The sequence below is a fragment of the Haloarcula amylolytica genome (assembly GCF_049705545.1).
In the GTDB taxonomy this organism is placed as follows: domain Archaea; phylum Halobacteriota; class Halobacteria; order Halobacteriales; family Haloarculaceae; genus Haloarcula; species Haloarcula amylolytica_B.
Genome location: NZ_JBNAMU010000001.1, coordinates 1,211,066 through 1,233,526 on the forward strand (window position 1 = coordinate 1,211,066; position 22,461 = coordinate 1,233,526).

The window sequence follows — 22,461 nt, forward strand, 5'->3', positions numbered from 1 at the left end:
TGTATGGCGTCCGCTGTCGTCACACCGGCCCGGCGACAGCAACTCGTCCGTTTCTTCCTCGTCGGCGTCGTCGCGGCGTCGGTCCAGACGGCGCTGCTGTGGTCGTTCGTCGACGTCGGCGGCCTGAACTACCTGATTGGGGCGGCTATCGCCATCGAGATCACCATTCTGTTCCAGTACGTGCTCAACAACGCCTGGACGTTCCACCGCTCACAACACTCGACGCTCAGGGAGTACATGGTGGGGATGGGGAAGACGAACCTCGTCCGCGGGACGGCCATCCCGCTCCAGTTAGGCCTTCTCTACGCGTTTGTCACCTGGGGCGGCGTCGCATACCTCATCGGGAACGGCGGCGCTATCGTCATCACGGGCCTGTACCGGTACGCGCTGGACGCCCACTGGACGTGGGGTTAGACGGTCGGAACGGGGACCTCATCGAGCACGCTCTGGATGACGGTTGCCTTGTCGACCTGCTCGACGCGCGCATCAGGCGTCAACACGAGCCTGTGGGCCAGTACCGGCTGTGCGACCCGTTTGATGTCATCCGGAGCAACGTACTCCCTGCCGGCGATTGTCGCCATCGCCCGCGTCGCTTCGAACAGCCGCTGGGTCCCGCGGGGTGAGACCCCGACGTCCACGCGGTAGTCGTCCCTGGTTGCCCGGACGAGATCGGCCATGTACTGCAGCAGGTCGTCGTCGACGGTGACCGTCTCCGGGACCGCCTGGAGTTCTTCGACTGACGACGCGTCGAGTATCGGTTCCACGGTCGGGCTCTGTGTCGTCCGGCCGGCGCGGCGCCGGAGCAGTTCGACCTCCCCCTCGTCGTCAGGGTAGCCGAGCGATGTCTTGGCCAGGAACCGGTCGACCTGTGCTTCCGGCAACTCGAAGGTTCCCTCCATGTCGACGGGGTTCTGCGTCGCGATGACGAAAAACGGCGACGGCAGGTCGTACGTGTCGCCGTCGACGGTGACCTGCCCCTCTTCCATCGCTTCCAGCAGGGCGGACTGGGTCTTTGGCGGCGCGCGGTTGATTTCGTCGGCCAACACGACGTTGGCGAACACCGGCCCCTCAGTGAATTCGAAGCTCCGGGACTCCTCGTTGAAGATGTGTGTCCCGGTGATATCGGCCGGCAACAGGTCCGGCGTGAACTGGATGCGGGAGAAGGACAGTCCCAGCGCGGTCGCAACACTGCGGGCGGTCAGCGTCTTCCCCGTGCCGGGAACGTCCTCGAGCAGGACGTGGCCTTTCGCGACGACCCCCAGCAGCACCGTCTCGAAGAAGTCGCGGTCGGCGATGACGGCACTCCCGATCTCGTCGAGGATCTGATTCGACACCTCGCTTGCCTCGGTAGCGTCCATAGCCTGTCATGTTACCCATCCAATAAAGGGGTGTCGAGACCGAAATCGAAACCCCTAAAGAGCAAACAGCGGAACTATCGAGTGAGCCGAGGTAGCCTAGCCTGGCCAAGGCGGTTGCTTCGAGAGCAACTGTCCTCACGGACTCAGGAGTTCAAATCTCCTCCTCGGCGCTTCTAACAGAACGACTCGCCGAGCGACAGCGATGGGTCCGGACGGACTGTGTTCGGCCGCCCCTTCAGGTCAACAGGAAGATCAGCACGCTGACCGTCATTACGACGAGAATAAACGCCCCGGCCAGCGCGCCACCCATCGAAACCATCGCGTTGGCGGTCGATGCCAGCGTCTCGGTCCGGTCGTTGCCGAACACCGTTACGGTCGCCTGTTCGCTCGCTATCCCGGCCTCGACGGGTTCGAGGTCGGCGACGGCCCTGTCGACGAGGTCTCCGATGAGCGCAACGATCTCTTTCTCGGGGATCGCCTGTCCGACCTGGTTCTCGGCCTCGACGGTGTTGACGATGTGCGTGTCGCTGGTCATCACTTCCATCAGATCCACACCCTCAGCGGCGTCGATGATGCGTTGGCGGAGGCCCGGCTCCATGTTGTTGCCGTCGACGAGTACGTACGCCGTCCGCTGGCCGTTGACTTCGAAGACACAGACCCGGATTCCGAGCGGGCCGACGCCTTCTTCGGGTTCCCAGGGGGTTTCGTCCCAGGCGACCCCACAGCGGAGTTGCCCGGTTTCGGCGTCTGTGAGTAGGTGTCCGAGCTGTCCGGCCCCATGAAGCATATCGAAGGACCGCTGGCTTCCGGGAACGACGTGGCCGAGGTCATCACCTTCGAGCCCGTCGTTGCAGTTGTGCGCGTCGACCAGGAGTACGTCGTCCAGCCCGTCGACCCGCGCTTCCGACATGGCTGAGAGGCCAACGGCGTACTCCACGTCGTCGGCACAGCCCGGCGCGTACGTGTTCACGACGAGCGCGTCGGAGCCAAACGCCTGTCCCGTCAGCGTGGCCTCGCCCTCGGTGACGCGATGGCCGGTCGTCGCTTGGTCGTCGTATTCGAGGTTCTGATACGCTGTTTCGGCCGTCGACAGGATTTTGTCGACCTCCCGCTCGGTGACGAGGTTGAAGTCGTGGCCGGCGGTCGCGTGTGGCGGAAAGGCCAGGCCGTCGGCCGACTCGGCGACGCGTCGAGGGAGGTTGCCGCCACCGATTTCACCCATCGGCCCCGGGTGAATCATCGGCAGGACGAACCGGGCTTTCTCCTCGCCGCCTGGCCGGCGGACCGACAACACGGTGACCGGGACGACGGCTTCTTCGCCGATCTCCTCGAAGAACTCCTCCAGTTCGCGCGTGCCCTCGGCGATGTGCCCGATGAAGCCACGGAGGAAATCCAGCGCGGAAACGCCGAGCGAGGAGCGCCACGGCTGGTCGATGACGACCAGGAACAGCCAGACTGCCAGCGCGTAGATGATACAGATAACCGCGAGAATGATGAAATCCTGTGGAAGAAATCCCTGTACCTGCGGCGGGACCTCTTCCGGGCGGGAGAGGTACTCCCGGAGCATCGGGTCTTCGAGGATGAACGCGGTGGCCCCGCTGTAGATCGCCAGTAACACTGCAGCAGTGACTGTCTGGACGCTCGCCGGAATCGCCGCTTTCAGCAGCGAGTGCCGCGAGACGGCCATCAGTATCAGCAGCCGGAAGGCGAATATCGAGGCCAGCGCGACCAACAGCACGTCGAAGACGAAGTTCTGTCCGAGGCGAACGGTGAAGATGGCGATAAGGCCGGCGACGGTCAGCATCGCGATTGTGATGAGCTCACAGATGACCGCAAGCAGGGTAGCACGGTTCGGCGTTAGCTGCCCGCCCAGCTGCCGGTCGACCCACGGCGTCACGGCACTGGCGATTGAGGTCGGAAGGCCGATGAGAAACACGCCCTGCCAGGCGTCGTCGAGGATGAACCGTGAGTCGAAGGCAACGATGCCAGTCATCGCGGCGATGACCAGCGCGAACGCTAGGCTCGTGTACCAGGTTGGAGCCCGGAAAATAAACCGCGAAAGGCTGGCGAGATTGCCCTGTGTCGCCGTCATTTATGTATCACTCCCTACGGGCGGATATAAAACCAGTTACATTACCATTCACTGGCGGGCGACAGACTGCTGGTCACAGACCGACAGGAAGTTCTCGAACACTTCCTCGCCCTCTTCGGTGTGGGCGACCTCCGGATGCCACTGGACGCCGTATATCGCCTCATCCGTGTTGCTCATCGCCTCGACACCACACACGTCGGAGGTCGCGGTTCGCTCGAATCCGGGGGGGACCTCCTTCACTTCGTCGGCGTGGCTGGCCCACACGCGCGTTTCGGGATACAGCGAGCCCAGTAGCGGGTCGTCCTCGTCGAGGATGTCGACCGTCACGTCCGCATAGCCACCGTACTCGCCGCCGCCGACCCGGCCGCCGAGTTCGTCGGCGATGAGTTGCATCCCCAGACAGATGCCGAGCACGGGAACGTCGAGGTCGAGGTACGCGGGGCAGTTCCCGATATCGTCCATGTCCGGGCCGCCCGAGAGGACGATGCCGTCGGCGTCGATCTCCTCCGGCGGGGTCGTGTTGTCCCTGAGCGAGACGTCGACGCCCATGTCCCGGAGCGCGCGCTGCTCCAGATGTGTGAACTGTCCGTGATTGTCGATAACGTCGATTCGGGTCATTACTGACGCGAAGGCTACGAAGGCGTATATATCTCCTGATGCGGTCGACGGTTCCCCCCGCGTCCGGCTTCAGGGCCACTCTCGAAGGGTTTGGCGAATCTCGTCGAGAGCGGTCGGTCCGCACAGTTCCAGCGTCACGGTGTTGCCGTCGTCCGACGTCGTGAGGTGCACCGCCCCGCCGTAACTCTCGACGATCCACGTCGTCAGCCACAGCCCGACTCCCTTTGAATGGCGCAGTTGCGTCTCCGCGCCGCTGTCGAGGACATCTCGTTCGTGCTGTGGAATCGACGGACAGTTATCGCCGATATGAACGAACACGGTTCGGCCGTGCTCCTCGACGGAGATGTACAGTGTCGGGGTTGCCTCACAGTGGACGACCGCGTTCTCGATGACGTTCTGTAACACGATGTCGAGCATCCAGTCGGCGTACACCTTCGACTGGTTCGGGAGGTCGAGATCGACAGTCGTCTCCGGATGCGACTGCGTGATCTTTTTCGCCTGTTCCCTGATACACGGCACGAGGTCGATCGGCTGCTGTGCGCGCCGGTCCGCGTCGAAGGCGAACTCTATCTGTCTCGCCTTCTCCGTAGTGCCGATGATATCGTCGATGGTGTCGCTCAACTGCTCAACGTGTGCACGCGACTTGGGGCTTCCACGCTCTGCTGCTTCCCGCTGCAGTTCGCCGAGGTGTCCGAGCGCGACGTTGAGGTCGTTCCGGAGGTCGTGCCGGAGCACCCGAAACAACACCTCGTTGCTCTGGGCGAGTCGGCGTCGGGACCGCCGGAGTTCGAGCAACCACCCGAACAAAATGCCGCCAAACCCGCCGACGGCGACCCCGCTTGCGAGTATCGATGGGACCATCGAGGACTGCGGTACCGGGGCGAGCAACACGACGATTTTGACGAGCGTGAACAGCGCGATACCAAGCCCGCACCACTCCGCGGCGGTCCATATCTGATCGCCGGACAGCCCACTCACTGGGAGCCAGTAGTTCGCCGCTACCAGGGCTAGCGCCGGTGTCAACCCCACGCCGAGGATGACCAGGTCAATCAGGGACGGCTGGACGGTAGCCATGCCGTGGGCGAGCAATGCGCCGGTAATCACGACGCCGGTCGCGACGACATATCCCGTCCCCAGCGACTGTTTCGTGAGCGCTGGCGGGGTCACTATACTAGTCGGTTACTGTGTACCTACTTATCCGTCTGCCACCAATTATTAATTTTGATAGCAGGTCGCCTACGAATTGTCGTAGCGGTCGGCAGCCGATTCGAAATCCAGCTCCGATTCCTCCTTAGAGCGGCGCTGTTCGCGCTGTGCGATGGCCTCGGGGTCCGGGTTCGCGTCGTCGTCGATCCGCGCCCACGACTGGTGAATCTTCGCGTGACACCACCGACAGAGGAACACCGTTATCTCGTGTGATAGCTCGGAGCCACCCTCGCGGTACGAGAGGTGGTGTTCTTCCAGCAGCGGTCGGTCCTCGGAGTGGGCCATCCGCCGCTCTTCGAGTCCGCAACGGACGCACTCCCGGTCGTGGTTCCGGGAACGGAAATGCGGGCAGTCGGCCCAGTCCCATTCTTTCTCCGCATCCGCGTCCGCGACGTCGGGTGCGATTGCTGCCGGACAGCGAAAGTCGTCGGCACTTCGGGCGTTGGCGAACTCGGGGTCGTGGTGGCCGTGTTCGCGCGCCCAGCGGCACTTCCCCTCGCTTGTGACGAAGTCACACCGCTGGACGTGGTCGTACGGGTCGTCGACGCCGACGGACGTACCCCCGGGAGCCTTTTCCATACGACCTAGTGGATGCCCGTGCCCCCTCAAACCCTCCGTTCCGACAGAAGACTTTTTCCCTATCTGCGACTTCCGCGGTGGTATGCGGCTCGTCCACGACCCCGACGGCGCGGCTCGCCCCCTCGCGACTGAGGTGGAGCACGCCGAGTCGATGCTCGAACAGGGCCGGGGGCTGATGTTCCGGTCGTCGATTCCCGACGACTACGCGCTCGTCTTTCCCTTCGACCGCGCGAGCAGACAGTTCATTCACATGTTGTTCGTCCGGTTCCCGCTGGATGTGCTCTGGCTCGTCGACGAAGAGGTCCAGGCCGTCGAAACCCTCCAGCCCTGGCGCTCGGTCGGCTACGCGAACGCGGACACCGTCATCGAGCTGCCCGGTGGCGCGGCTTCGGGTGTTTCCGAAGGTGATACCGTCCGTCTTGAATCCTGAACGGGACACGTACGGGGCGTGGTAGTCGGTTCCGTCACCTTTTAGACCATGAAGGTTGGAGTAGACACCACTATGTCGGAACACCCGACGGAGGATAGAGGAAGTCGCCGCGAGGCGGCTGGCCGCGAAATTCGTGGCGCGTGATGGAGCATCTTCTGTGAGTCAGAACACATTATTCGGGGGGCACCCAGCTATGCGTGCCCTCTCAGACGTCGGTGAGGTACAGTTTCTCGACACGACGCTGCGTGATGGCGAGCAAGCCCCCGGCGTGTCGCTGACGCCGGATGACAAGGCCGATATCGCCCGTTCGCTCGATGCGGCGCGTATCGATGTCATCGAAGCCGGGAGCGCCTGTACCGGCCCCGGCGAGCGCGAGACGATTTCCCGCGTCGCGGGGCTCGACCTCGACAGCACTGTCACCAGCTTCTGTCGCGGTATCCAGAACGATATCGACCTCGCGCTCGAGTGTGGTGTCGATGGCATCAACCTCGTCGTCCCGGCGAGCGACAAGCACGTCGAGCAGAAGGTCGGCACCTCGAAGGCCGAGAACGTCGACAATACCGTCGAACTGGTGGAGTACGCCACCGATCACGGGCTCTGGGTCGAGGTAATCGGTGAGGACGGCTCGCGGGCCGACTTGGACTACCTCGAAGAACTGCTCGGGGCCGCAGTCGAGGCTGGGGCAGACCGCATCTGCTGGGCCGACACCGTCGGCCACGCCACGCCGGACCGTGCCCTCGAATGCGTCTCCCGGCTCTCGGATCTGGGTCCGGTCAGCACCCACACCCACGACGACCTGGGACTCGCGGTGACCAACGCTCTGGTCTCCATCGCAGCGGGTGCGGACCTCGTTCACGGGACGATAAACGGTATCGGCGAGCGCGCCGGCAACGTCGCCCTCGAAGAGGTCGCCATCGCGCTCGACCACGGCTACGGCGTCGAGTCGATGGACCTCACCGAGGTGTACGATCTCGCCCAGCTCATCGCCAACCGGACCGGCATCCCGCTGGCGCCCAACAAGGCAGTCGTCGGCGAGAACGCCTTCACCCACGAGTCCGGCATCCACACCGACGGCACGCTCAAGGACGATTCGATGTACGAGCCGTACCCGCCGGAGAAGGTGGGCCGCGAGCGCCGACTCGCGCTCGGCAAGCACGCGGGCCGAGCCGGCGTCGAAGCTGCCCTCGACGAGCACGACGTCGAGGTCACCGATGACCAGCTCTCGGACATCGTCAGCCGCGTCAAGGAGATCGGCGACCGCGGCAAGCGCGTCACCGACGCCGACCTGCTGACCATCGCCGACGAGGTAACCGGCGACGCGCGCGACCGCCGTGTCGAACTGCTCGGTTTGACTGCCGTTTCCGGCTCCGATACGCCGACGGCGAGCGTCCGGCTCGCGGTCGACGGCGAGGAACGCAAGGAAGCAGCAGTCGGCTCCGGCCCGGTCGATGCCGCGATGAACGCCGCCGAGGTGGCGCTGTCTCACACCGCCGACGCAACGCTCGAAGATTACCACGTCGACGCCATCACGGGCGGGACGGACGCGCTCGTGACCGTCGAAATAGAGATGTCACGCGGCGACGATCACGTCGTCGTCTCCGCCAGTGACTCAGACATCACCCGGGCGTCCGTGCGCGCGATGGTCGACGCGATGGACCGCCTCGTCGCCGACGACGAGGAACCGCTCGTCGCCGACGACTGACGGCACGGCAGCTACCTGTTTCAAGCACGCAGAATCAGTCTGGCCCTCTCCGCGGACCACGGAACGTCGTTTCGTTACTTGTGTCCGCGGCTGGCTTCGTGGTACTGGAACACGGTTTCCATGCCCTGCACCAGCGCGTCGAGATCGACGCTTTCCGTGTCGAACTCGCGGTTTCGCACGGATTGGTAGATGTCAGCCCACCGGTCTCGGAACCTGGCCTCGAACTGCTCGGCTTTGATTTTGTCGATGAGCTCGGCTTTTCCGTCGGGGTTTTCCAGTTCTTCGGGTGTGACAAACCCTTCCTGAAGTGCCAGCACGACGATTCCCGCAGTGTAGTCTCCTTCCTTGATTTCTCGTTCCCAGGTTGTGAGCCAGTTGCCGATGCGGGCCATCTCCTGCAGGTCCCAAATCAGATCCCGGACCGTGCCGTAATCAGCGAGTTCGAACTCCGGCGAGTACATGAGGTCAACGGCCGCGTAGGGGAACATTACCATGTTATGTGCCCCGTAGGTTTCGGCCCCGCTGAGGTTCGCAATCCGGGGATTCTCGTTGACGACCGCGCTGTAGTCCATCGCGTTCAGCGTCTGTCGCATATCGTAGGTGAACACGTCGTAGAACTCGTCGACACGCGGGGCGTCGGTCAGTCCTCCCTCGAACTCCCGCCACACACGCTGAATAAAGGAGAAGAAGTCATCGCTTACCGCCGCACGGCTCGGGTCCACGGCCGACGGGTCCTGGACGAGTCGTCGGGCCTCTTCGAAGGTGTCCCGGTCCCCGTCGTTCTCGACGATGTCGTCCAGAATCGTGACGTACATCGTGAGTATCGTCTTCTGTGTCCGGACGTGGTCGGCATGGTCCGGGTGGACAGAGGAGAGCGTGAACTCGGGGAACAGCGAGTAGATCCACTGCCAGAGGAACCGGTCACGCTCGCCACAGACCCGTTCGTACTCGTCTGCAAGTTCTACAACCCGGTCCGGGAGGCTGGTTGTCCGAACCTCTTCGAGGAGGTCCTGTGCATCAGCCGCAGGTGACTCAACACTCATCGGACTCACCTCCCGAATAATGTCCGATTAACTGGACTTTACCCATTGGTTTTGCCTCCGGTTGAACGATTACTGCCTCGTTGCCCGTGCCCTGCGAGCCGGTTTCGATCAGTTGTTGTCCGCGGTCCATACAATCGAGAGGCGAAGTTGCGCTTATAGTGGTACTGACGCGTAGGATGCTAGTAATATACTATTAACAAATTACTTGGATCTCTTTACTCCAGTTTACGTACCAGTTTTTCGTGTGCTACCGGAAAATAAACATCTACTTACTGAAATTTACGGCCGATACCTAAACGAGAGAGGAAAATAAGGTAACAATAACTCCTCCGCAAGCGGCAGTGACCCTTCTAAATAAGGTCAGACAGTGTTAGCAGAACAGCCGCACACAGAGCCGAATTACGCTTCGAGCCCAGTTGCCACCGAGACGTCACGGGACGGTGTCACCAGCACCGAACGGTTCCCCTCGACTTCGATACGACAGCCGGCCATACTGAACACGACTAGCCCGTCAGGATCCTTGCCGTCCGTATCGGGACGGAACAGTCGGTCCAGCGCATCAGGGTCGATACAATCACTGATTCGGTCGTCGAGGTCGACAGGGTCGATACCCAGCGTGTCGGCCACGGCGTGTACGATGGTTTCGCTCAGCGGTTCGTTGGGGGTTGGTCTGTAGACCAGTTTTGCCTGGGACATTGTTCGTCGCTGTTTGTCCCTTGACGGGTGATTGAAAAGGTGATTGTGGCTATACAGATACAGCCCGTCGGATGGGCCACTAACAGTATAGCGACGACTCATGCTGTTGGTTGTAACTATTGCAAGATATTCGCCACCGCCGGGTGGCGACACTCTCTGTAGAATTACAGCCGATCAGCTATCGCCGAACACGAGTTCGAGCAGCTTTCGCTCGCTGACGCGGAGGTGCCGGTTGACCGTTGGCTGTGACACGTCCAGACTGGACGCGATTTCCTGGCCAGTCGTCTCCCGGGGCCAGTCGAAAAAGCCACTCAGATACGCCGTCTGGAGTACTTCGAGCTGTCTATCGGTGAGTTGCTCCTCCAGTGCCGACCGGACTGTATTATCCCGCTGACCGTCGGAACGCGTACCGTCACGGCGCGCGATCAGCTTGACGTTCGCGTAGCGCTCGCCGAGTTGTTCGACGAACTGTCGGACATCAGTTTCACCCGAGACGACGACTGTCACGGTGAGTCCGCCTGTCGACGTTCGAATCGATTTCAACCGCCCGCCCCGTTCCAGTAGCGTCTCCGCGACGGTCTGGCCCGTCACGACAACCTCGTAGAGCCCGTCCAACTGGTCGGTCGAGATTGCCCGTGCGGTGTCGACACGAGCCATCGACAGCACCTGCTCCTCGACGACAGCCGGGTCACAGTCCGAGATAGCGAGGAAGAGACGGATCGTACCGTCGCTCCGCTGTACGGCCCCCTCACACACAACCGGGACACCGACTCGGTCCGAGAGGTGGGTCAGGAACGACTGTGGGGCTGACAGTGATAGTTCGAGTTCGACAGTGCCGTCGCCGGCCCGTCGCTGTCGGGATTCGACTTCCCGTATCGCGTTCGCGATGGTCTCACCGAGTTCGGCGAACACCTCCTGAAGCATCTCGTCGAACCCGTCTTCCTGCTCGGCGTACACCGTCAGGACGCCGTAGACGAAGTCGTCGTATTCGAGCGGGATGCTGAGCGCCGACTGGAACTCACGGGAGAGTGCTTCCGTCCGCCAGTGGTCGCCCCGGAGGTTATCAGCCACTGACGGGACGATAGTCATCGCTTCGGACTGTGCAGTCTGGACGGCCGGCGGTCCGCCCTCGCGTTCCAGCGACAGCGAGATGGCGTCGAGATAGCTGGCGGTGTCGCCCGCCCACGCTCTGGGGACGAGTTCCGTCGCATCTTGTCGACCGATCCAGGCGAAGGAGAACCACTGGGATTCGGCCAACTGGTCACACACCGCTTGCTCGATCTCTTCGGTGGTCTCCGCTTCGACGAGCACCTGATCGATACGACGGATGATCGCGTTGACTTGCTTGAGCCGCCGCAGTTCGCGGTTCTGTTCGCGGCGCTCGGCCTCGCGTTCGCGGAGCGTCGTTTCGCGGTCGACGCGCGCGAGCGCGGCTTCCGCGCTGGCGGCGAGCAGGTCCACCATCTCCCGGGTCCTGGCGTCGCTGTGCTGCTCGCCCAGTTCGATGTAGAACACGCCGTGGTCTTCGAGCGGGAGGCAGAGCCGCTTCGCGTCCGCCGTGACCGGTCCCGCTCCGAGGTCGATGCTCTCGCCGGGGGCGACCTCGACGGCGCTGTCCTGCACGAACACGTCCCACACTGTGCTCTGGCCCGGCCCGACCGACGCGCTTCGGTCCGCTTCGGCGTCGCCGACACTGCGGAGGGTGTTGTCGCTTCGGTCGAACAGGTAGATCTCCACGTCGGGGAGTTCCAGCACGTCGACGGCCGTCTCTAGTATCTGCTCGGCCACGGCTGTCTTGGTTTCCGTGTGAAGCAGTTTCCTGGTCGACTCGTGCAGCGCCGCGAGCGTCTCCTCGAACCGCTTCCGGTCCGAGATGTCCCGAACGACGCCGACCTGCCGGTAGCTCCCGTCTTTGCGGTCGTAGGTCGTGAACTTGGTCTCGATCGGGAGCGTGTCCCCGTCAGCCGTTCTGAGGTCCGTTGTCAACGTCCCTACGTCACGTTCGCCCTCGATGAACTGCCGCGACATCTCCGCGGCCTCCTCGATGACCGATTCGTCCGCCAGCAGCGTCGCGTTCGACCCGACCAACGTGTCCTTGTCGTAGCCGGTCATCGACTCGACGGCGCTGTTGACCGTCTGCATCGTGAACGACTCGTCGAGCGTGTAGATGCCGTCCTCGATGGTCTCGACGATGCGCTCGTACTGCTCGAGCATCTCCGTCCGCTCGTGGCGCTCCGTGATATCGTGGACGATACCGAGATACAACTCCTCGTCGTCCCACTGCTGGGGCTCGAAAGCGATTTCCACCCACCGCTCCGTGTCGCCGACGGAACACGACGACGTTACCGGGACTCCGGCTGACTGACTGCAGTGGGCTCTGAGGTCAACATCACTCAATCCCGGGAAGAACTCAGCTATCGAGCTCCCAAACACGTCCGCTGGGTCCGAGTCGAGGAGATCACAGAGGTGATCGTTCCCGGTCCGTATCTCCCCGTCAGCGGCGGTAACGACCACTGGCTCGGGCATTCGCGCGGCGAGAGTCTCCAACAGCACAGGGGGAGACTGCTGTGCCGGTGTGTCACGTGCCGCTTGTTCGTTCTCGTCCGTTCCACCGACCGGCTTCTCCATACCGTTTCACGGCACTTGCCATGGGAAAGGTTGCTTTCAGTATACGTACCAGAACGCGATGACTGCGTATCCGTTGGGTTCGGATACGGCTCAGTCGCTCCCGCTGCGCCGACCGGCGATTCGAACTACGTCTTCGAGGCCAGACACATCGTAGTCCGGGGTCACGTCGAGCTGAGTGTCGACCCGGTGTGGTCGCCGGATGAACGCCGAATCGATTCCGGCCCGGTGTGCCGCCTTGATATCAGACTCGTTGTCGCCGACAAACAGGGCGTCACTGACGCCGAGATCTCTCATCGCCCGTTCGATGTAGTACGGCCGTGGTTTCTTCCGGCGGAGGCTCACCACGGTTGGTTCACGAGCCCAGACGCTGTCGAAGTAGTGGCCGATGTCGAAGTGCTCGAACGCGAACGCCACGGTGTCCCGTTGATTCGATGAGACCACGCCCAGCGGACAGTCCAGTCGACCGAGCATGGATACGTCGCCGTATGGCCGTTTCTCGCCGGCCCGGATAAGCGACCGCTGGACCGCGGTCAGCGCCTCGTCACGAGCCCGGAAGAACCGCTCGGGATCGATGTCGTACTGGGTACAGATGTCGGTGAGTTCGGGCACAGTCACGCCGATACTCATGGCCTCGACGTGGGCTGTCGACGGCGAAACTACGCCGAGTTCCTCGAAGGCACGGCGCGCGCCGACGTAGTGTGCGTCCATGTCAGTCAGCGTCAGCAACACGCCGTCGTTGTCGAAGATGACCGATTCGTAGCCCATCAACGGCACTAAGGGCGGACAGACGCAGAAAGGTTTCGCGTTCTCACAGCCCGAGGTCTTCGCTTCCGCTCCCGCCTTGGTCGAACTGTTCCGGCGGTCGCCCGGCCTCGTCGATGACGTCGTCGGTTACGACGACCGGACAATCCACCCGAAGGGCAATCGCAATGGCATCCGAGGGGCGGGCGTCGAACACCATGTCCTTGCGCCGGTCGTCGGTGTACTGCTCCGCGTCAATTTTTCCGTAGAAGGTCCCGTCGGCCAGGTCGTCGATACGGACCCGGTCGATGGCCCCCCCGAACTCCGTCACCATCTCGACCAGCAGGTCGTGAGTGAGCGGGCGCTCGAAGGGCTCGCCGGCCATCGCCAGTTGCATCGACTGGGCCTGGTCCTTGCTGACGAAGATGGGGACGATCTCCTCGCGTGCACGGAGCAGGACGACCGGCGTGCCGCCCCCCTCCTCGTTGACGCCGACGCCGACCCCTTCGACCGTGGCATCGTGTTCCATGGACCAGTGTTGGGTTCGCGGGTATGAAAAGCTACCCCGGGGCGGTTTCAGGGGTCTATCCCGTCCGCTATCGTCTGGCCGACTCCGGCTCCGTCCTCGTCAATCTAACCGACTGCGCGACGCGCACGCCAGCCATCCTGCCCAGCAGTCCAGACTTGATGCGGTGGGGCGTCGAGTCCACCCTGAATCGGGATTAAACCGAATTAAAACGGACGATAGAACGTTCAATTCGAGTGAATTCGGCTTAATTCGTCTTTTCGGCTTGCCCCCTTCATATGCCACTGGGACAGAGAGACGAGCGGAGGCAACGATCACAATGAAACTCACTACGATTGCCGGCGGCCTGCTTGCCGTGCTCGTCATCACGGGCTCGGCGGCGGCACTCCCCGGCGCAGCAGGCGCACAGGCTGATGACCACGCGGACAACGCACAGGCGAACGACGCGGCCGAGCAGGCAGCGAACGAAACAGCGAGCGGAGACGAAAACGAATCTGGCGGCGCTGCCGAGGCAGCTGACCGCCGCGGCCCGCCGGCTGACGCCGGTCAGGCAGGCGACCAGCGCGGCCCGCCGTCGGACCTCCCCGGACAGGTCCCTGACTTCGTCAGCGAGATCCACACGCTCATCGGGCAGAAACAGGCTGGCGAACTCACGGGTGACCTGGGCGCACAGATCAGCGACCTGACTCCCGGTGACGGGAGCGATGCGGCCGAGAACGAAACCGAATCGGCGTCCGAGGACGCTGACGCGGACGACGCCGACGAGGAGTCCACTGACGACGCGGATGCGAACGAGGATTCCACTGACGAGACCGATGCGGACGACGAACAGTCCACTGAAGACGAAGGCGACGGTAGCGACGCGTAATCCCCTCTGACCTGACGGCTCTCCCCCGACCGACTGACCAAGCGCGGTTTTTTTGCTTGCTGAACTCCGAGTGATGGGTATGGATGACACCGCCGAGTCCAACGTCCACGCTGACGATGGAACCCGTGACCGCACGACTGCGGACCTACTTGCAGGTGACGAGGACTCGTCGGCGTCGGAATCGTCGGGCGGGATGAACCGGAAGCGAGCTCTCCTGTTCGTCTCGCCGTTTCTCGCTATCGGGCTGTTCGACCTGGCCCTGCTACTTGGCTGGGGACTGGACCCGCTATGGGGGTTCATGATTCTCCCGCCGATACTGTTCGTCTCAGTGCTCGGCTGGATTGCGTTCCGAACCGGGTTCGCGAGCGACCGGACCGGGGACCCAGCCGTTGACAGCCACGACTGACGGGTCGCGGCGTCGGTAGAACACCGAGTGACTGCCCGCTCCGTTGCGGGTCCCTATTCTTCGAACAGGTCGTCGACGGCGGCCCGTGCGGCAAGGGCAGCGTCGTCCGCGACCTGTGCCTCGTCTTGACGACTGTCGGGCGCGTTGACGTACACGTCGACGTCTAGTACGCCGTCTTCGAAGGTGACAGTCACGTCGAGGTCCTCGACCGCGCTGACATCGTATCGCGAGAAGACAACGTCTTCGGCTGCGGTCGAGGCTGTCTCGACGACCTCATCGTCTGTCGGCATCGCCTTATGCGCCGCCAGCGCCGGGACCGCCGGCCGGACCCGCGCCGCCCGCGCCGCCGAGCATCTGCTGGAGCTCGCTCTGGAGCTCTTCGAACTGCTCCTGCACGCGCTCTTCCTGCTTTTCGAGCGTCTCGACGCGGACTTCGAGGCTGTTGACCTTCTCTTCGAGGTCATCCTGCGCCTCGTCGAACTCGGTCTTCACGAGGAGTTCGCCGACCTCGCGGTACATGGTCGAGTCCTCGTCGATGTCGTCGAGCTCGTCCAGAGCCGTCTGGGACTCCTGGAGCTCTGTCTCGGCCTGCTGTTTCTGTGCGGCGACCTGCTGTGCTGTCTGCTGAAGGTCCTGCAGTTCCTCGAGCTTCTCCTGTGCTTCAGGCGGAAGATTACCCTGCATACCTCCAGAGTTGGGGGCCGCACTGTTAAACCCACGCTTTCAAGTTCAGCAGCCGGACAGCTGAGGGCTGCTCCATGGGCCGCCATGTCCGAAACACGGCGCTGAAAGCCATTCCCGCACAATCCTCTCAGACCTACGCGACTTCTCCGACTGCCCGCTCCCGCAACTCCCCGGTCAGGTGCATCCCGTGTTGATCGATCCGCCTGACGATCCGCTTCGCCTGGGTCGGTTTGAGGTACTTGTCCTCGATAGCGGCCCGGACCACGACGCCGAAACTGCTCGTCACTTCCGCCCCCAGCCCCTGTGCCATCCGGCGGACAGTACGATCCTCGGAGACGACAGCCACGGCGGAGCGGTCGTCGCTGTCGCGGTGGGCTAACACGCCGGCGAGCACTGTCACAGCGGCCCCCAGGTCTTTTTCGCCCAGCAGTGACTCGGCCTGGTCGACGTGGGCCTCGTCGACGCCAGTGTCGATGCCGTTCTCGCGGTACTCCGTCAGGTTCGTCGCGGTCGGTTCGACCTGGACATCGTCGATGACGGGCTCGGGAATGACGATGTCGCCGTCGAACGCGTCCAGCAGCGACAGTTCCCCCACCTGGCCCAGCGAGTACAGCGACGTCGGCCCGACGTAGATGCGGGTCATAGCTCCGCGGCCGTGTCGGCGTCGAGCTCCAAGTCGGATAGCTCAAGCTGCGTCGTCAGGTTTCGCTCGCGGGCCACGTCGAGCCACTCGGCGATGGAGAGGTCCGCAAGCTGTGCGGCTTCGGCCGCCGACACGTCGCCGGACTGGTACTGCTCGACGGCGACCCGAAGCCGGAGCGTTTCCAGTCCCTCCCGCAGGGCTTTCCGAATCGTGGTCGACCGGTCCTCGGAGAGCAGTTCGGCTACGTCGTCCAGTTCGTCTTTCTCTTCGCTCGGGAGCCGCGCGCTGATTGTCGGCATGTTTTCACAGTCATCTCGTGTAAACACACATCAAACTACGGGTCGGAGAAGCGCCTGTCGGTTGACCTGAAGCTCCGAGCGGAGAGAACGCCCGCCAGCCAGTGAGGACGGACCGGCCGACCACCAATCCTTAACGCCACCGAGTCCCACGGGGAGGCAATGAGCGACGAAGCACACGCGTTCGTTCCCGGCCACATCACTGGCTTTTTTACCGTTGACCGGGGCGATGACCCGGTCGAGACCGGCTCTCGCGGGGGCGGGCTGGCCCTGTCTGACGGCGTTGCCGTCACCGTCAGCCGCGGCGCGGAGACCGAGGTGACGCTGAACGACGAGAAAATCGAGGTCGAGGCCGTCGAACGAGTGCTGGACGCGCTGCGAACCACTGCCACCGTCACCGCCGAGACGCCGCTCCCGCTGGGGTCCGGGTTCGGTGTCTCCGGCGGGCTGGCGCTCGGCACTGCGCTGGCGGCCAACGCCGTCTTCGGCCACGGGCTCTCGTACAACGAACTGGTGACCATCGCCCACGGCGCGGAGGTCCAGGCCGGCTCCGGGCTCGGCGACGTTGTCGCGCAGGCCCGCGGCGGTGTGCCGCTCCGACTCGAACCCGGCGGGCCGCAGTTCAACTACCTCGACGCCATCCCAGCCCGCAGCCGCGTCGAGTATGTCACGCTCGGCGAGCTATCGACGGCGGACGTGGTCGGCGGCGACACGGATACCCTGACGACCGCCGGCGAGCGCGCGCTCTCAACTGTCGTGAAGGAGCCGACGCTGTCGACGTTCGTGCAGGCCTCCCGGCAGTTCTCCCGCGAGGCGGACCTGCTGACGCCGGCGGTGAAAGGCGTCATCGACGACGTGGCCGAAGCCGGCGGGGACGCCGCGATGGCGATGCTCGGCGAGACCGTATTCGCGCTCGGGACCGGCCTCTCCGATGCGGGCTATGACGCCGACGTTTGCGCGATCTACCCACCCGGCGCGACCATTGAAGTCGAGGGCTGACGCCAACTGTCGCGAAACCGGCGAACCGGCTTCCTTATCAGCGCGGACCCGTAGCCACAGCTATGGACTGTCGGCAGTGTGCCACGCCGCTCGACCGACCGGGCGATTACTGCCTGGTCTGTCACACTGCCAATACGGACGCCGTCGTCCTCGAACTCGACCGCGAGCGGGCGACGGTGACCTCGCTGCTGGACGGCTCAGTCGTGGGCCAGCGTACGGTGACGACAACGCCGGAGGGCGATGGGAGCGATGAAACTGTCGTCGTCGAACTCCGCAACTTCGCCGGCCTCGTCGCCGACGAGGTGCGGCGCAAGCGGCCCGAGGAGGTGTACGTCACGGGCGACCGCGACGTCATCGCCGCCGTCCGCCCGCAACTGCACTACGAGTTCTTCCGCGTCGAGGGCGACGACCCGGTCCAGCGGGTTATCGACCGCCAGGGCGAGCCCGCCCTGGAAGTGGTCGACGCCGCGCCCGCGGAGAAACTCGGCGGGAGCCACTCGACGCTCATCGGCGGCCGGTCGGGCCAGCGGGTCATCCAGACCGTCGCCGGCCACCCACACGTCAAGAAGGTCATCCCCGGTCCAATCGACGCCGGCGGCGCGAGCTCGCCGACGGGTGTCCGGGCGAAGGCGACCCGCGCCGACGCCAACGGCAACGTCCGGGTACTCATCCGCGACGGCTCCAGCGTACAGGAGAATCGCGTCGTCACGACGGCCGGCGACCGCGAACTCGGCGAGCACGTTCGCGCCGACCTGAACGAGGCGCTCAGAGAAGCCGAACTGCAGGAGTAGCTGACCGGCGGCTCGACCGCTGTTTCCCGCGGAGGGATTGCGCAAATCCGGACGTACTGCCCTTCGACAGACTGGGTGGGGAGAGCAACACGGGAGCACCGAACGCGTAGTTTCTGCAATGTCTCTGTCCTAGCGGCTCAGACCTGCACCGGCTGGCCCCGCGTGTACCACCAGACGACGACGGCGACGACACCGTTCAACAACATCGAAGCGGCGAGCAGTAGCTGATTCGAGACGAGGAACCAGCCGCCACCGAACAACAGAAACACTGCCGCAAGCCCCCAGAACACGTCTTGGTGTGAGATGTCCATACCGGAACCTGATGATGGTGAATCAAGAGTCGGTCGGTCCCAGCGTTAGGCAGTTACCACGCCCGCAACGAGCACGGCGGTCACCGCGACGCCGACAGCACCAGTCCGGTGGATAGCTGGTAGCGCCGTCTGCACATCGAGTAGCATCGGACCCGCATGGAGCGCAGCGAGCGCGAGATATCCGGTTGCGGCGATCGGCGGAAACGCGACGGCCCCGACGGCTAGCAGACCGAGGCCGACAACGCCCGCACCAAGATAGCCACGTCCGCGCACGGGCTGACCAGCCCCTTCGAGGACGCCGCCGGTCCAGCAGTAGCCGATAGCTGTCGCGCCGACCCACGCGTGCCAGAACGCCAGTTGTTCGGGGACGACACCGAGGAGGCCGCCGACCGTCAGCGCCATCGCGGCGGTGTTGACGGTTCCCCAGGCGAACATCGCATCGGAAAAGCGGACCGAGTCGGGCGCGTGACGGACCGTCAGGCCGACGAAGCCGCCGAGTATGACGGCCCACAAGGCCGTCGCCAGCAGCGCGCCGTCGGCGTGGTCGAGCCAGGTTATCGCCTGCGTGCCGCCCCAGCCGACCAGCCCGGCCGCTGCACCCGACAGCAGGAACTCGAAGGCCGTGAGCCGCCCGCTCGTGGCCGGCGCGATCCGCTGGAGGTGATTGCGGAGTCCGTCGAACGCTGCCATCGAACGGCGGTTCGCCCGTCTCCCCCTTGGAGTTTCCTAGGCTATCTCGGCGGCCAGCAGGAGGATGTTGGGGGCGACGAGCAGGACGACGCCGACGAGTATCAGCACCGCCGGTACGACGAGCAGCCCCATGTCCGTGAACAGCCACAGACCGAGGCCGCCCAGTAGCGCGACGAGACCGACGAGTCGAACGAGCCACGTGACGATCCCCTCGAAGCCGGAGTCCGCGACGAGGTCGATGACGTCGAGTATCTCGTCCATGTCGGTCGGCCGTTGCCGACGGAGCCTGTTAATCCCTGTGCCCGTCGGTCGACCGGACCGCATCTCGAAGGCCTTATGTGGCCGCTCGGCGGACAACAGACCACTATGGCTAGCAAGAGCGGAAAGACCGGTAGCTCGGGCCGTTTCGGCGCTCGCTACGGTCGCGTGTCCCGACGCCGCGTCGCGGAGATCGAATCGGAGATGAACGAGGACCACGCCTGTCCGAACTGCGGCGAAGACCGTGTCGACCGCCAGGGGACGGGCATCTGGCAGTGCAGCTACTGTGACTACAAGTTCACCGGCGGCAGCTACAAGCCGGAGACGCCCGGCGGCAAGACTGTTCGACGCTCCATTCGGGCCGCACTGTCCGAAGACGAGGAGTAAAGGACCTCCACCCCTATCTCTCAGCTATGAGCTACAAGTGTTCACGCTGTAAGCGCGACGTGACGCTGGACGAGTACGGCGGCGTTCGCTGCCCGTACTGCGGACACCGCGTCCTGCTGAAGGAGCGGTCGCCCGACGTCAAAGAGATCAACGTCAACTGAGGCGGTCCGGTGACGCGGCCGATAGTCTCCTGTGCCACGGCAACGCGGCTTTTCTGGGGACTACTACGATGACGACTCATTTCGAACAGTATGACTCCGCCACACCAGACCCGCCTCACCGCCGAGTACGACAGCACCGGTCGGGCCCGCGCCATCGCTCGGAGCGTCCGCCCTGAAATCGACGACATCGAGGGCGACCGGACGACGGCGCGCCTCAGTCGGGACGGACAGCGGGTCGAACTCACTGTCGAGGCGTCTGACCTCGTTGCACTGCGGGCCGGCATCAACACGTGGCTGACGCTGCGTGGCGTTGCCGAGGACGCTCTGGCGGGGCGGAAGTGACGAAAGCGGCGTGTCAGTCGAGCGTTACTGCCGGTAGCGGTCCGGGACGTGGGCCGCAATCGACTCAGGGACGGTACCGAACACGACCGGCGCCAGAGTTGCCAGGCGACGACGGAGGAGGCTGTACGTCGCGCCGGTGACGAGGGCTGCGGCGACGACCCACCGGAAGGGTCCGTCTAAAACGACGAACAGCGGCGCACCCACGAGGACCATCAGCCCCACATCCGACGGGGCACCGTCGTACTGTATCCATCGCTTCGGCGGCCGCCACCGCCCGCGGACGTGGTCGTACACGGCGCGCTCGGAGGTAGCTTCCCACGGGCGGAGTTCGAGGCCGCCGCCGTACCGGTCCATCCGGCAGTGGAGGGCCGCGCCCATCAGTACGAACGTGAGCGCAATGAGCAGCGGTGTCTGGAGGATGGCGGCGAAGCCGGCAGCCGGGAGAACCGCGAGGGTGTACCCGCTGGGATAATGCAGCGTGCGCCGATGGCCCGAGTACAGGTCGAGGTCGGGGAGGACGCCACCGACGAGGCCGCCAGCGAGCGCTACGGCGGCGTGGTCTGGCGCAAGGACGAGCAGCGGTGTCGCGATGGCGAGTCCCGCTATCGCATGCGTCGGCAGCATCATATACCTGTACAAGGGGCTGTAGCCGGTATAAACACGTCGCTGGGTTTATTCTCCGTCGTCCCGCAGTTCACTGCAATGAGCGATGGGTCCGGCCGTTCCGACGGTAGTCTCGGGACTATCGACTTCGAGGACACGTTCAAGAAGCTCTTTCGTGACGGGCGAACCAACGCAATCATCGCGTGGGCGCTCGTCGCGGTTCTCACGGCCGTGTTCGTCGAAAGCGTCCTCGAAGCTGATTACCCGTGGATACTGTTCGTCAGTGTCGTCGGCTTCGTCGTCCTCGTGCCGCCGGTAGCGTTCCGCGAGTGGCGCGTGATGCTCCCCTGGGAGTTGCTCGTTCTCGCGTTGCTCCCGGTCTTGGCCCGCGGGCTCGTCGGCGGCACTGTCGGCACCTTCGCCAGCTACCTCTCACTCGCTGCGCTGGCCTTGCTCGTCATCGTTGAGCTTCACATGTTCACCGAGCTCACGCTCACGCACTGGTTCGCCATTGGGCTCGTCGTTTTGACGACGCTCGCCGCAGTGGCGGCCTGGACGGTGTTCCGGTGGAACGCCGACCAGTACCTCGGGACGACGTATCTCACGACTAACGAGGCGCTGATGACCGAGTGGCTGTACGTCACCCTCGCCGGACTCGCCGCGGGCGTCCTGTTCGATGGCTACTTCAGACGGCGGGACCGCCGTCTCTGGCGCGCTATCCGACGGACGGTGTGGCGATGAGGCTGCCACGGCCGTCAATGCGAAACCAGCGGCGGATCACCCGCGCGATGCAACTCGTCTTGCTCGGGCTGGTCGGCTACGGCATCGTCGCCGGCCAACCGAAGCCGATCACGAACGGCGGTATCGGCCTGCTCGTCACGTTCCTCCCCGCGGTGATGCGGCGGAACTACAATCTGGCCCTGGACCCGTGGCTCGCCCTCTGGATCACGACCGCGGTGTTCCTGCACACGCTCGGCTCGGCCGGGCTCTACGGACAGGTCGGCTGGTGGGACCACCTCACCCACGCGATGTCAGCCTCGCTCATCGCCGCGTTCGGGTACACGACGGCCCGGACCATCGATCTCCACAACGATTCGATTCACATCCCCAAGCGCGTCTTCTTCGTGTACATCTTCATCGTCGTGCTCTCCTTCGGCGTGATCTGGGAACTGTTCGAGTTCGCGCTCGATATCGTCGCCACCGAAACGGGAGTCACGATGCCGCTGGCGCAACACGGCCTCGACGACACGGTTCGGGACACGATGTTCAACTCGCTCGGGGCGCTGCTGGTCGCGGTGTTCGGACAGGCCCACCTCACCGATGTCGCTGAAACCCTCCGAGAGCGGCTGTTCGTTGTCGACTGATACCGGGTCACCGAACCCGAAAGCCGGGCTGCCAGCCAG

General features: G+C 64.0%; 30 protein-coding genes and 1 tRNA gene. 13 read left to right on the forward strand and 18 right to left on the reverse strand.

The window, feature by feature from the left end:
- The first annotated feature begins 3 nt into the window (after nt 1-3).
- On the forward strand, nt 4-414 hold the full coding sequence (locus tag ACOZ4H_RS06405) for a GtrA family protein (protein ID WP_424328504.1): 411 nt from the start codon (nt 4-6) through the stop codon (nt 412-414).
- Here the strand turns inward: ACOZ4H_RS06405 and ACOZ4H_RS06410 are convergent.
- Nucleotides 411-1,358 carry an AAA family ATPase gene (locus tag ACOZ4H_RS06410; protein WP_424328505.1) on the reverse strand — a complete coding sequence of 316 codons (948 nt, stop codon included), beginning with the start codon at nt 1,356-1,358 and terminating at the stop codon, nt 411-413. The genes ACOZ4H_RS06405 and ACOZ4H_RS06410 overlap by 4 nt on opposite strands.
- A gap of 85 nt (nt 1,359-1,443) precedes the next feature.
- On the opposite strand from ACOZ4H_RS06410, the gene ACOZ4H_RS06415 reads away from it, so the two are divergent.
- Nucleotides 1,444-1,528, forward strand: a tRNA-Ser gene (locus ACOZ4H_RS06415).
- Between the two features lie 65 nt (nt 1,529-1,593).
- Here the strand turns inward: ACOZ4H_RS06415 and ACOZ4H_RS06420 are convergent.
- From ACOZ4H_RS06420 to ACOZ4H_RS06435, 4 genes are all read right to left on the reverse strand, one after another.
- The gene (locus ACOZ4H_RS06420; protein WP_424328506.1) at nt 1,594-3,450 is read right to left on the reverse strand and encodes a DUF2070 family protein; all 1,857 of its coding nucleotides are present in this window, start codon (nt 3,448-3,450) and stop codon (nt 1,594-1,596) included.
- A 48-nt stretch (nt 3,451-3,498) separates the two neighbouring features.
- Nucleotides 3,499-4,068, reverse strand: coding sequence for a GMP synthase subunit A (locus ACOZ4H_RS06425; RefSeq protein WP_424328507.1), 570 nt, complete (start codon nt 4,066-4,068; stop codon nt 3,499-3,501).
- A 69-nt stretch (nt 4,069-4,137) separates the two neighbouring features.
- Complete coding sequence (locus ACOZ4H_RS06430) at nt 4,138-5,235, reverse strand: ATP-binding protein (RefSeq protein WP_424328508.1); 1,098 nt, start codon at nt 5,233-5,235, stop codon at nt 4,138-4,140.
- Between the two features lie 69 nt (nt 5,236-5,304).
- Nucleotides 5,305-5,853 carry a DUF7097 family protein gene (locus ACOZ4H_RS06435; RefSeq protein ID WP_424328509.1) on the reverse strand — a complete coding sequence of 183 codons (549 nt, stop codon included), beginning with the start codon at nt 5,851-5,853 and terminating at the stop codon, nt 5,305-5,307.
- An 82-nt stretch (nt 5,854-5,935) separates the two neighbouring features.
- On the opposite strand from ACOZ4H_RS06435, the gene ACOZ4H_RS06440 reads away from it, so the two are divergent.
- Together ACOZ4H_RS06440 and ACOZ4H_RS06445 are read left to right on the forward strand one after the other, a co-directional pair.
- Nucleotides 5,936-6,283 carry a DUF192 domain-containing protein gene (locus ACOZ4H_RS06440; RefSeq protein WP_424328510.1) on the forward strand — a complete coding sequence of 116 codons (348 nt, stop codon included), beginning with the start codon at nt 5,936-5,938 and terminating at the stop codon, nt 6,281-6,283.
- A 193-nt stretch (nt 6,284-6,476) separates the two neighbouring features.
- Nucleotides 6,477-7,985: a (R)-citramalate synthase gene (locus ACOZ4H_RS06445; RefSeq protein WP_424328511.1), complete on the forward strand. Its 1,509-nt coding sequence runs from the start codon at nt 6,477-6,479 to the stop codon at nt 7,983-7,985.
- 74 nt (nt 7,986-8,059) lie between these two features.
- On the opposite strand, the gene ACOZ4H_RS06450 is transcribed toward ACOZ4H_RS06445, so the two are convergent.
- From ACOZ4H_RS06450 to ACOZ4H_RS06470, 5 genes are all read right to left on the reverse strand, one after another.
- Nucleotides 8,060-9,028 carry a terpene synthase family protein gene (locus ACOZ4H_RS06450; RefSeq protein WP_424328512.1) on the reverse strand — a complete coding sequence of 323 codons (969 nt, stop codon included), beginning with the start codon at nt 9,026-9,028 and terminating at the stop codon, nt 8,060-8,062.
- 399 nt (nt 9,029-9,427) lie between these two features.
- The gene (locus ACOZ4H_RS06455) at nt 9,428-9,724 is read right to left on the reverse strand and encodes a HalOD1 output domain-containing protein (RefSeq protein WP_424328513.1); all 297 of its coding nucleotides are present in this window, start codon (nt 9,722-9,724) and stop codon (nt 9,428-9,430) included.
- A gap of 174 nt (nt 9,725-9,898) precedes the next feature.
- The gene (locus ACOZ4H_RS06460; RefSeq protein WP_424328514.1) at nt 9,899-12,352 is read right to left on the reverse strand and encodes a bacterio-opsin activator domain-containing protein; all 2,454 of its coding nucleotides are present in this window, start codon (nt 12,350-12,352) and stop codon (nt 9,899-9,901) included.
- 90 nt (nt 12,353-12,442) lie between these two features.
- Nucleotides 12,443-13,117, reverse strand: a complete 675-nt coding sequence (locus ACOZ4H_RS06465; protein ID WP_424328515.1) for an HAD family hydrolase — start codon at nt 13,115-13,117, stop codon at nt 12,443-12,445.
- Nucleotides 13,118-13,160: 43 nt separating this feature from the next.
- Nucleotides 13,161-13,622 (reverse strand): bifunctional nuclease family protein, encoded by a 462-nt coding sequence (locus ACOZ4H_RS06470; protein ID WP_424328516.1) that lies wholly within the window; start codon nt 13,620-13,622, stop codon nt 13,161-13,163.
- Nucleotides 13,623-13,938: 316 nt separating this feature from the next.
- On the opposite strand from ACOZ4H_RS06470, the gene ACOZ4H_RS06475 reads away from it, so the two are divergent.
- Nucleotides 13,939-14,487 (forward strand): hypothetical protein, encoded by a 549-nt coding sequence (locus tag ACOZ4H_RS06475; RefSeq protein ID WP_424328517.1) that lies wholly within the window; start codon nt 13,939-13,941, stop codon nt 14,485-14,487.
- A 79-nt stretch (nt 14,488-14,566) separates the two neighbouring features.
- Complete coding sequence (locus ACOZ4H_RS06480; protein WP_424328518.1) at nt 14,567-14,893, forward strand: hypothetical protein; 327 nt, start codon at nt 14,567-14,569, stop codon at nt 14,891-14,893.
- A gap of 53 nt (nt 14,894-14,946) precedes the next feature.
- Here ACOZ4H_RS06480 and ACOZ4H_RS06485 read toward each other — a convergent pair whose 3' ends face one another.
- From ACOZ4H_RS06485 to ACOZ4H_RS06500, 4 genes are all read right to left on the reverse strand, one after another.
- The gene (locus tag ACOZ4H_RS06485; protein WP_005537965.1) at nt 14,947-15,183 is read right to left on the reverse strand and encodes a hypothetical protein; all 237 of its coding nucleotides are present in this window, start codon (nt 15,181-15,183) and stop codon (nt 14,947-14,949) included.
- A 4-nt stretch (nt 15,184-15,187) separates the two neighbouring features.
- Nucleotides 15,188-15,577, reverse strand: a complete 390-nt coding sequence (locus ACOZ4H_RS06490; RefSeq protein WP_004591484.1) for a prefoldin subunit beta — start codon at nt 15,575-15,577, stop codon at nt 15,188-15,190.
- A gap of 133 nt (nt 15,578-15,710) precedes the next feature.
- On the reverse strand, nt 15,711-16,220 hold the full coding sequence (locus tag ACOZ4H_RS06495; protein WP_424328519.1) for a hypothetical protein: 510 nt from the start codon (nt 16,218-16,220) through the stop codon (nt 15,711-15,713).
- Nucleotides 16,217-16,519, reverse strand: coding sequence for a UPF0175 family protein (locus tag ACOZ4H_RS06500; protein WP_004517029.1), 303 nt, complete (start codon nt 16,517-16,519; stop codon nt 16,217-16,219). The genes ACOZ4H_RS06495 and ACOZ4H_RS06500 overlap by 4 nt, the downstream gene beginning before the upstream one ends.
- 159 nt (nt 16,520-16,678) lie before the next feature.
- On the opposite strand from ACOZ4H_RS06500, the gene ACOZ4H_RS06505 reads away from it, so the two are divergent.
- Together ACOZ4H_RS06505 and ACOZ4H_RS06510 are read left to right on the forward strand one after the other, a co-directional pair.
- On the forward strand, nt 16,679-17,515 hold the full coding sequence (locus tag ACOZ4H_RS06505; protein ID WP_424328520.1) for a pantoate kinase: 837 nt from the start codon (nt 16,679-16,681) through the stop codon (nt 17,513-17,515).
- Nucleotides 17,516-17,577: 62 nt separating this feature from the next.
- Nucleotides 17,578-18,306, forward strand: a complete 729-nt coding sequence (locus tag ACOZ4H_RS06510; RefSeq protein WP_424328521.1) for a DUF2103 domain-containing protein — start codon at nt 17,578-17,580, stop codon at nt 18,304-18,306.
- A 137-nt stretch (nt 18,307-18,443) separates the two neighbouring features.
- Here ACOZ4H_RS06510 and ACOZ4H_RS06515 read toward each other — a convergent pair whose 3' ends face one another.
- The 3 genes from ACOZ4H_RS06515 to ACOZ4H_RS06525 are packed head-to-tail and all read right to left on the reverse strand — an operon-like array spanning nt 18,444 to nt 19,568.
- Complete coding sequence (locus ACOZ4H_RS06515; protein WP_424328522.1) at nt 18,444-18,617, reverse strand: hypothetical protein; 174 nt, start codon at nt 18,615-18,617, stop codon at nt 18,444-18,446.
- Nucleotides 18,618-18,662: 45 nt separating this feature from the next.
- Nucleotides 18,663-19,307 carry a hypothetical protein gene (locus ACOZ4H_RS06520; protein ID WP_424328523.1) on the reverse strand — a complete coding sequence of 215 codons (645 nt, stop codon included), beginning with the start codon at nt 19,305-19,307 and terminating at the stop codon, nt 18,663-18,665.
- Nucleotides 19,308-19,343: 36 nt separating this feature from the next.
- On the reverse strand, nt 19,344-19,568 hold the full coding sequence (locus ACOZ4H_RS06525) for a hypothetical protein (protein WP_424328524.1): 225 nt from the start codon (nt 19,566-19,568) through the stop codon (nt 19,344-19,346).
- 75 nt (nt 19,569-19,643) lie between these two features.
- Between ACOZ4H_RS06525 and ACOZ4H_RS06530 the strand changes: the two genes are divergently transcribed.
- From ACOZ4H_RS06530 to ACOZ4H_RS06540, 3 genes are all read left to right on the forward strand, one after another.
- Nucleotides 19,644-19,952 carry a 50S ribosomal protein L37ae gene (locus ACOZ4H_RS06530; protein ID WP_004591489.1) on the forward strand — a complete coding sequence of 103 codons (309 nt, stop codon included), beginning with the start codon at nt 19,644-19,646 and terminating at the stop codon, nt 19,950-19,952.
- 26 nt (nt 19,953-19,978) lie between these two features.
- Nucleotides 19,979-20,113 (forward strand): DNA-directed RNA polymerase subunit P, encoded by a 135-nt coding sequence (locus ACOZ4H_RS06535; protein ID WP_004517024.1) that lies wholly within the window; start codon nt 19,979-19,981, stop codon nt 20,111-20,113.
- Between the two features lie 90 nt (nt 20,114-20,203).
- Nucleotides 20,204-20,455, forward strand: a complete 252-nt coding sequence (locus tag ACOZ4H_RS06540; RefSeq protein ID WP_424328525.1) for a KEOPS complex subunit Pcc1 — start codon at nt 20,204-20,206, stop codon at nt 20,453-20,455.
- A 24-nt stretch (nt 20,456-20,479) separates the two neighbouring features.
- Here ACOZ4H_RS06540 and ACOZ4H_RS06545 read toward each other — a convergent pair whose 3' ends face one another.
- Nucleotides 20,480-21,082, reverse strand: a complete 603-nt coding sequence (locus ACOZ4H_RS06545; protein ID WP_424328526.1) for a metal-dependent hydrolase — start codon at nt 21,080-21,082, stop codon at nt 20,480-20,482.
- Between the two features lie 75 nt (nt 21,083-21,157).
- On the opposite strand from ACOZ4H_RS06545, the gene ACOZ4H_RS06550 reads away from it, so the two are divergent.
- Both ACOZ4H_RS06550 and ACOZ4H_RS06555 read left to right on the forward strand, forming a co-directional pair.
- On the forward strand, nt 21,158-21,799 hold the full coding sequence (locus tag ACOZ4H_RS06550; RefSeq protein ID WP_424328527.1) for a hypothetical protein: 642 nt from the start codon (nt 21,158-21,160) through the stop codon (nt 21,797-21,799).
- A gap of 17 nt (nt 21,800-21,816) precedes the next feature.
- Nucleotides 21,817-22,422 (forward strand): hypothetical protein, encoded by a 606-nt coding sequence (locus ACOZ4H_RS06555; protein WP_424330348.1) that lies wholly within the window; start codon nt 21,817-21,819, stop codon nt 22,420-22,422.
- Nucleotides 22,423-22,461: the final 39 nt, after the last annotated feature.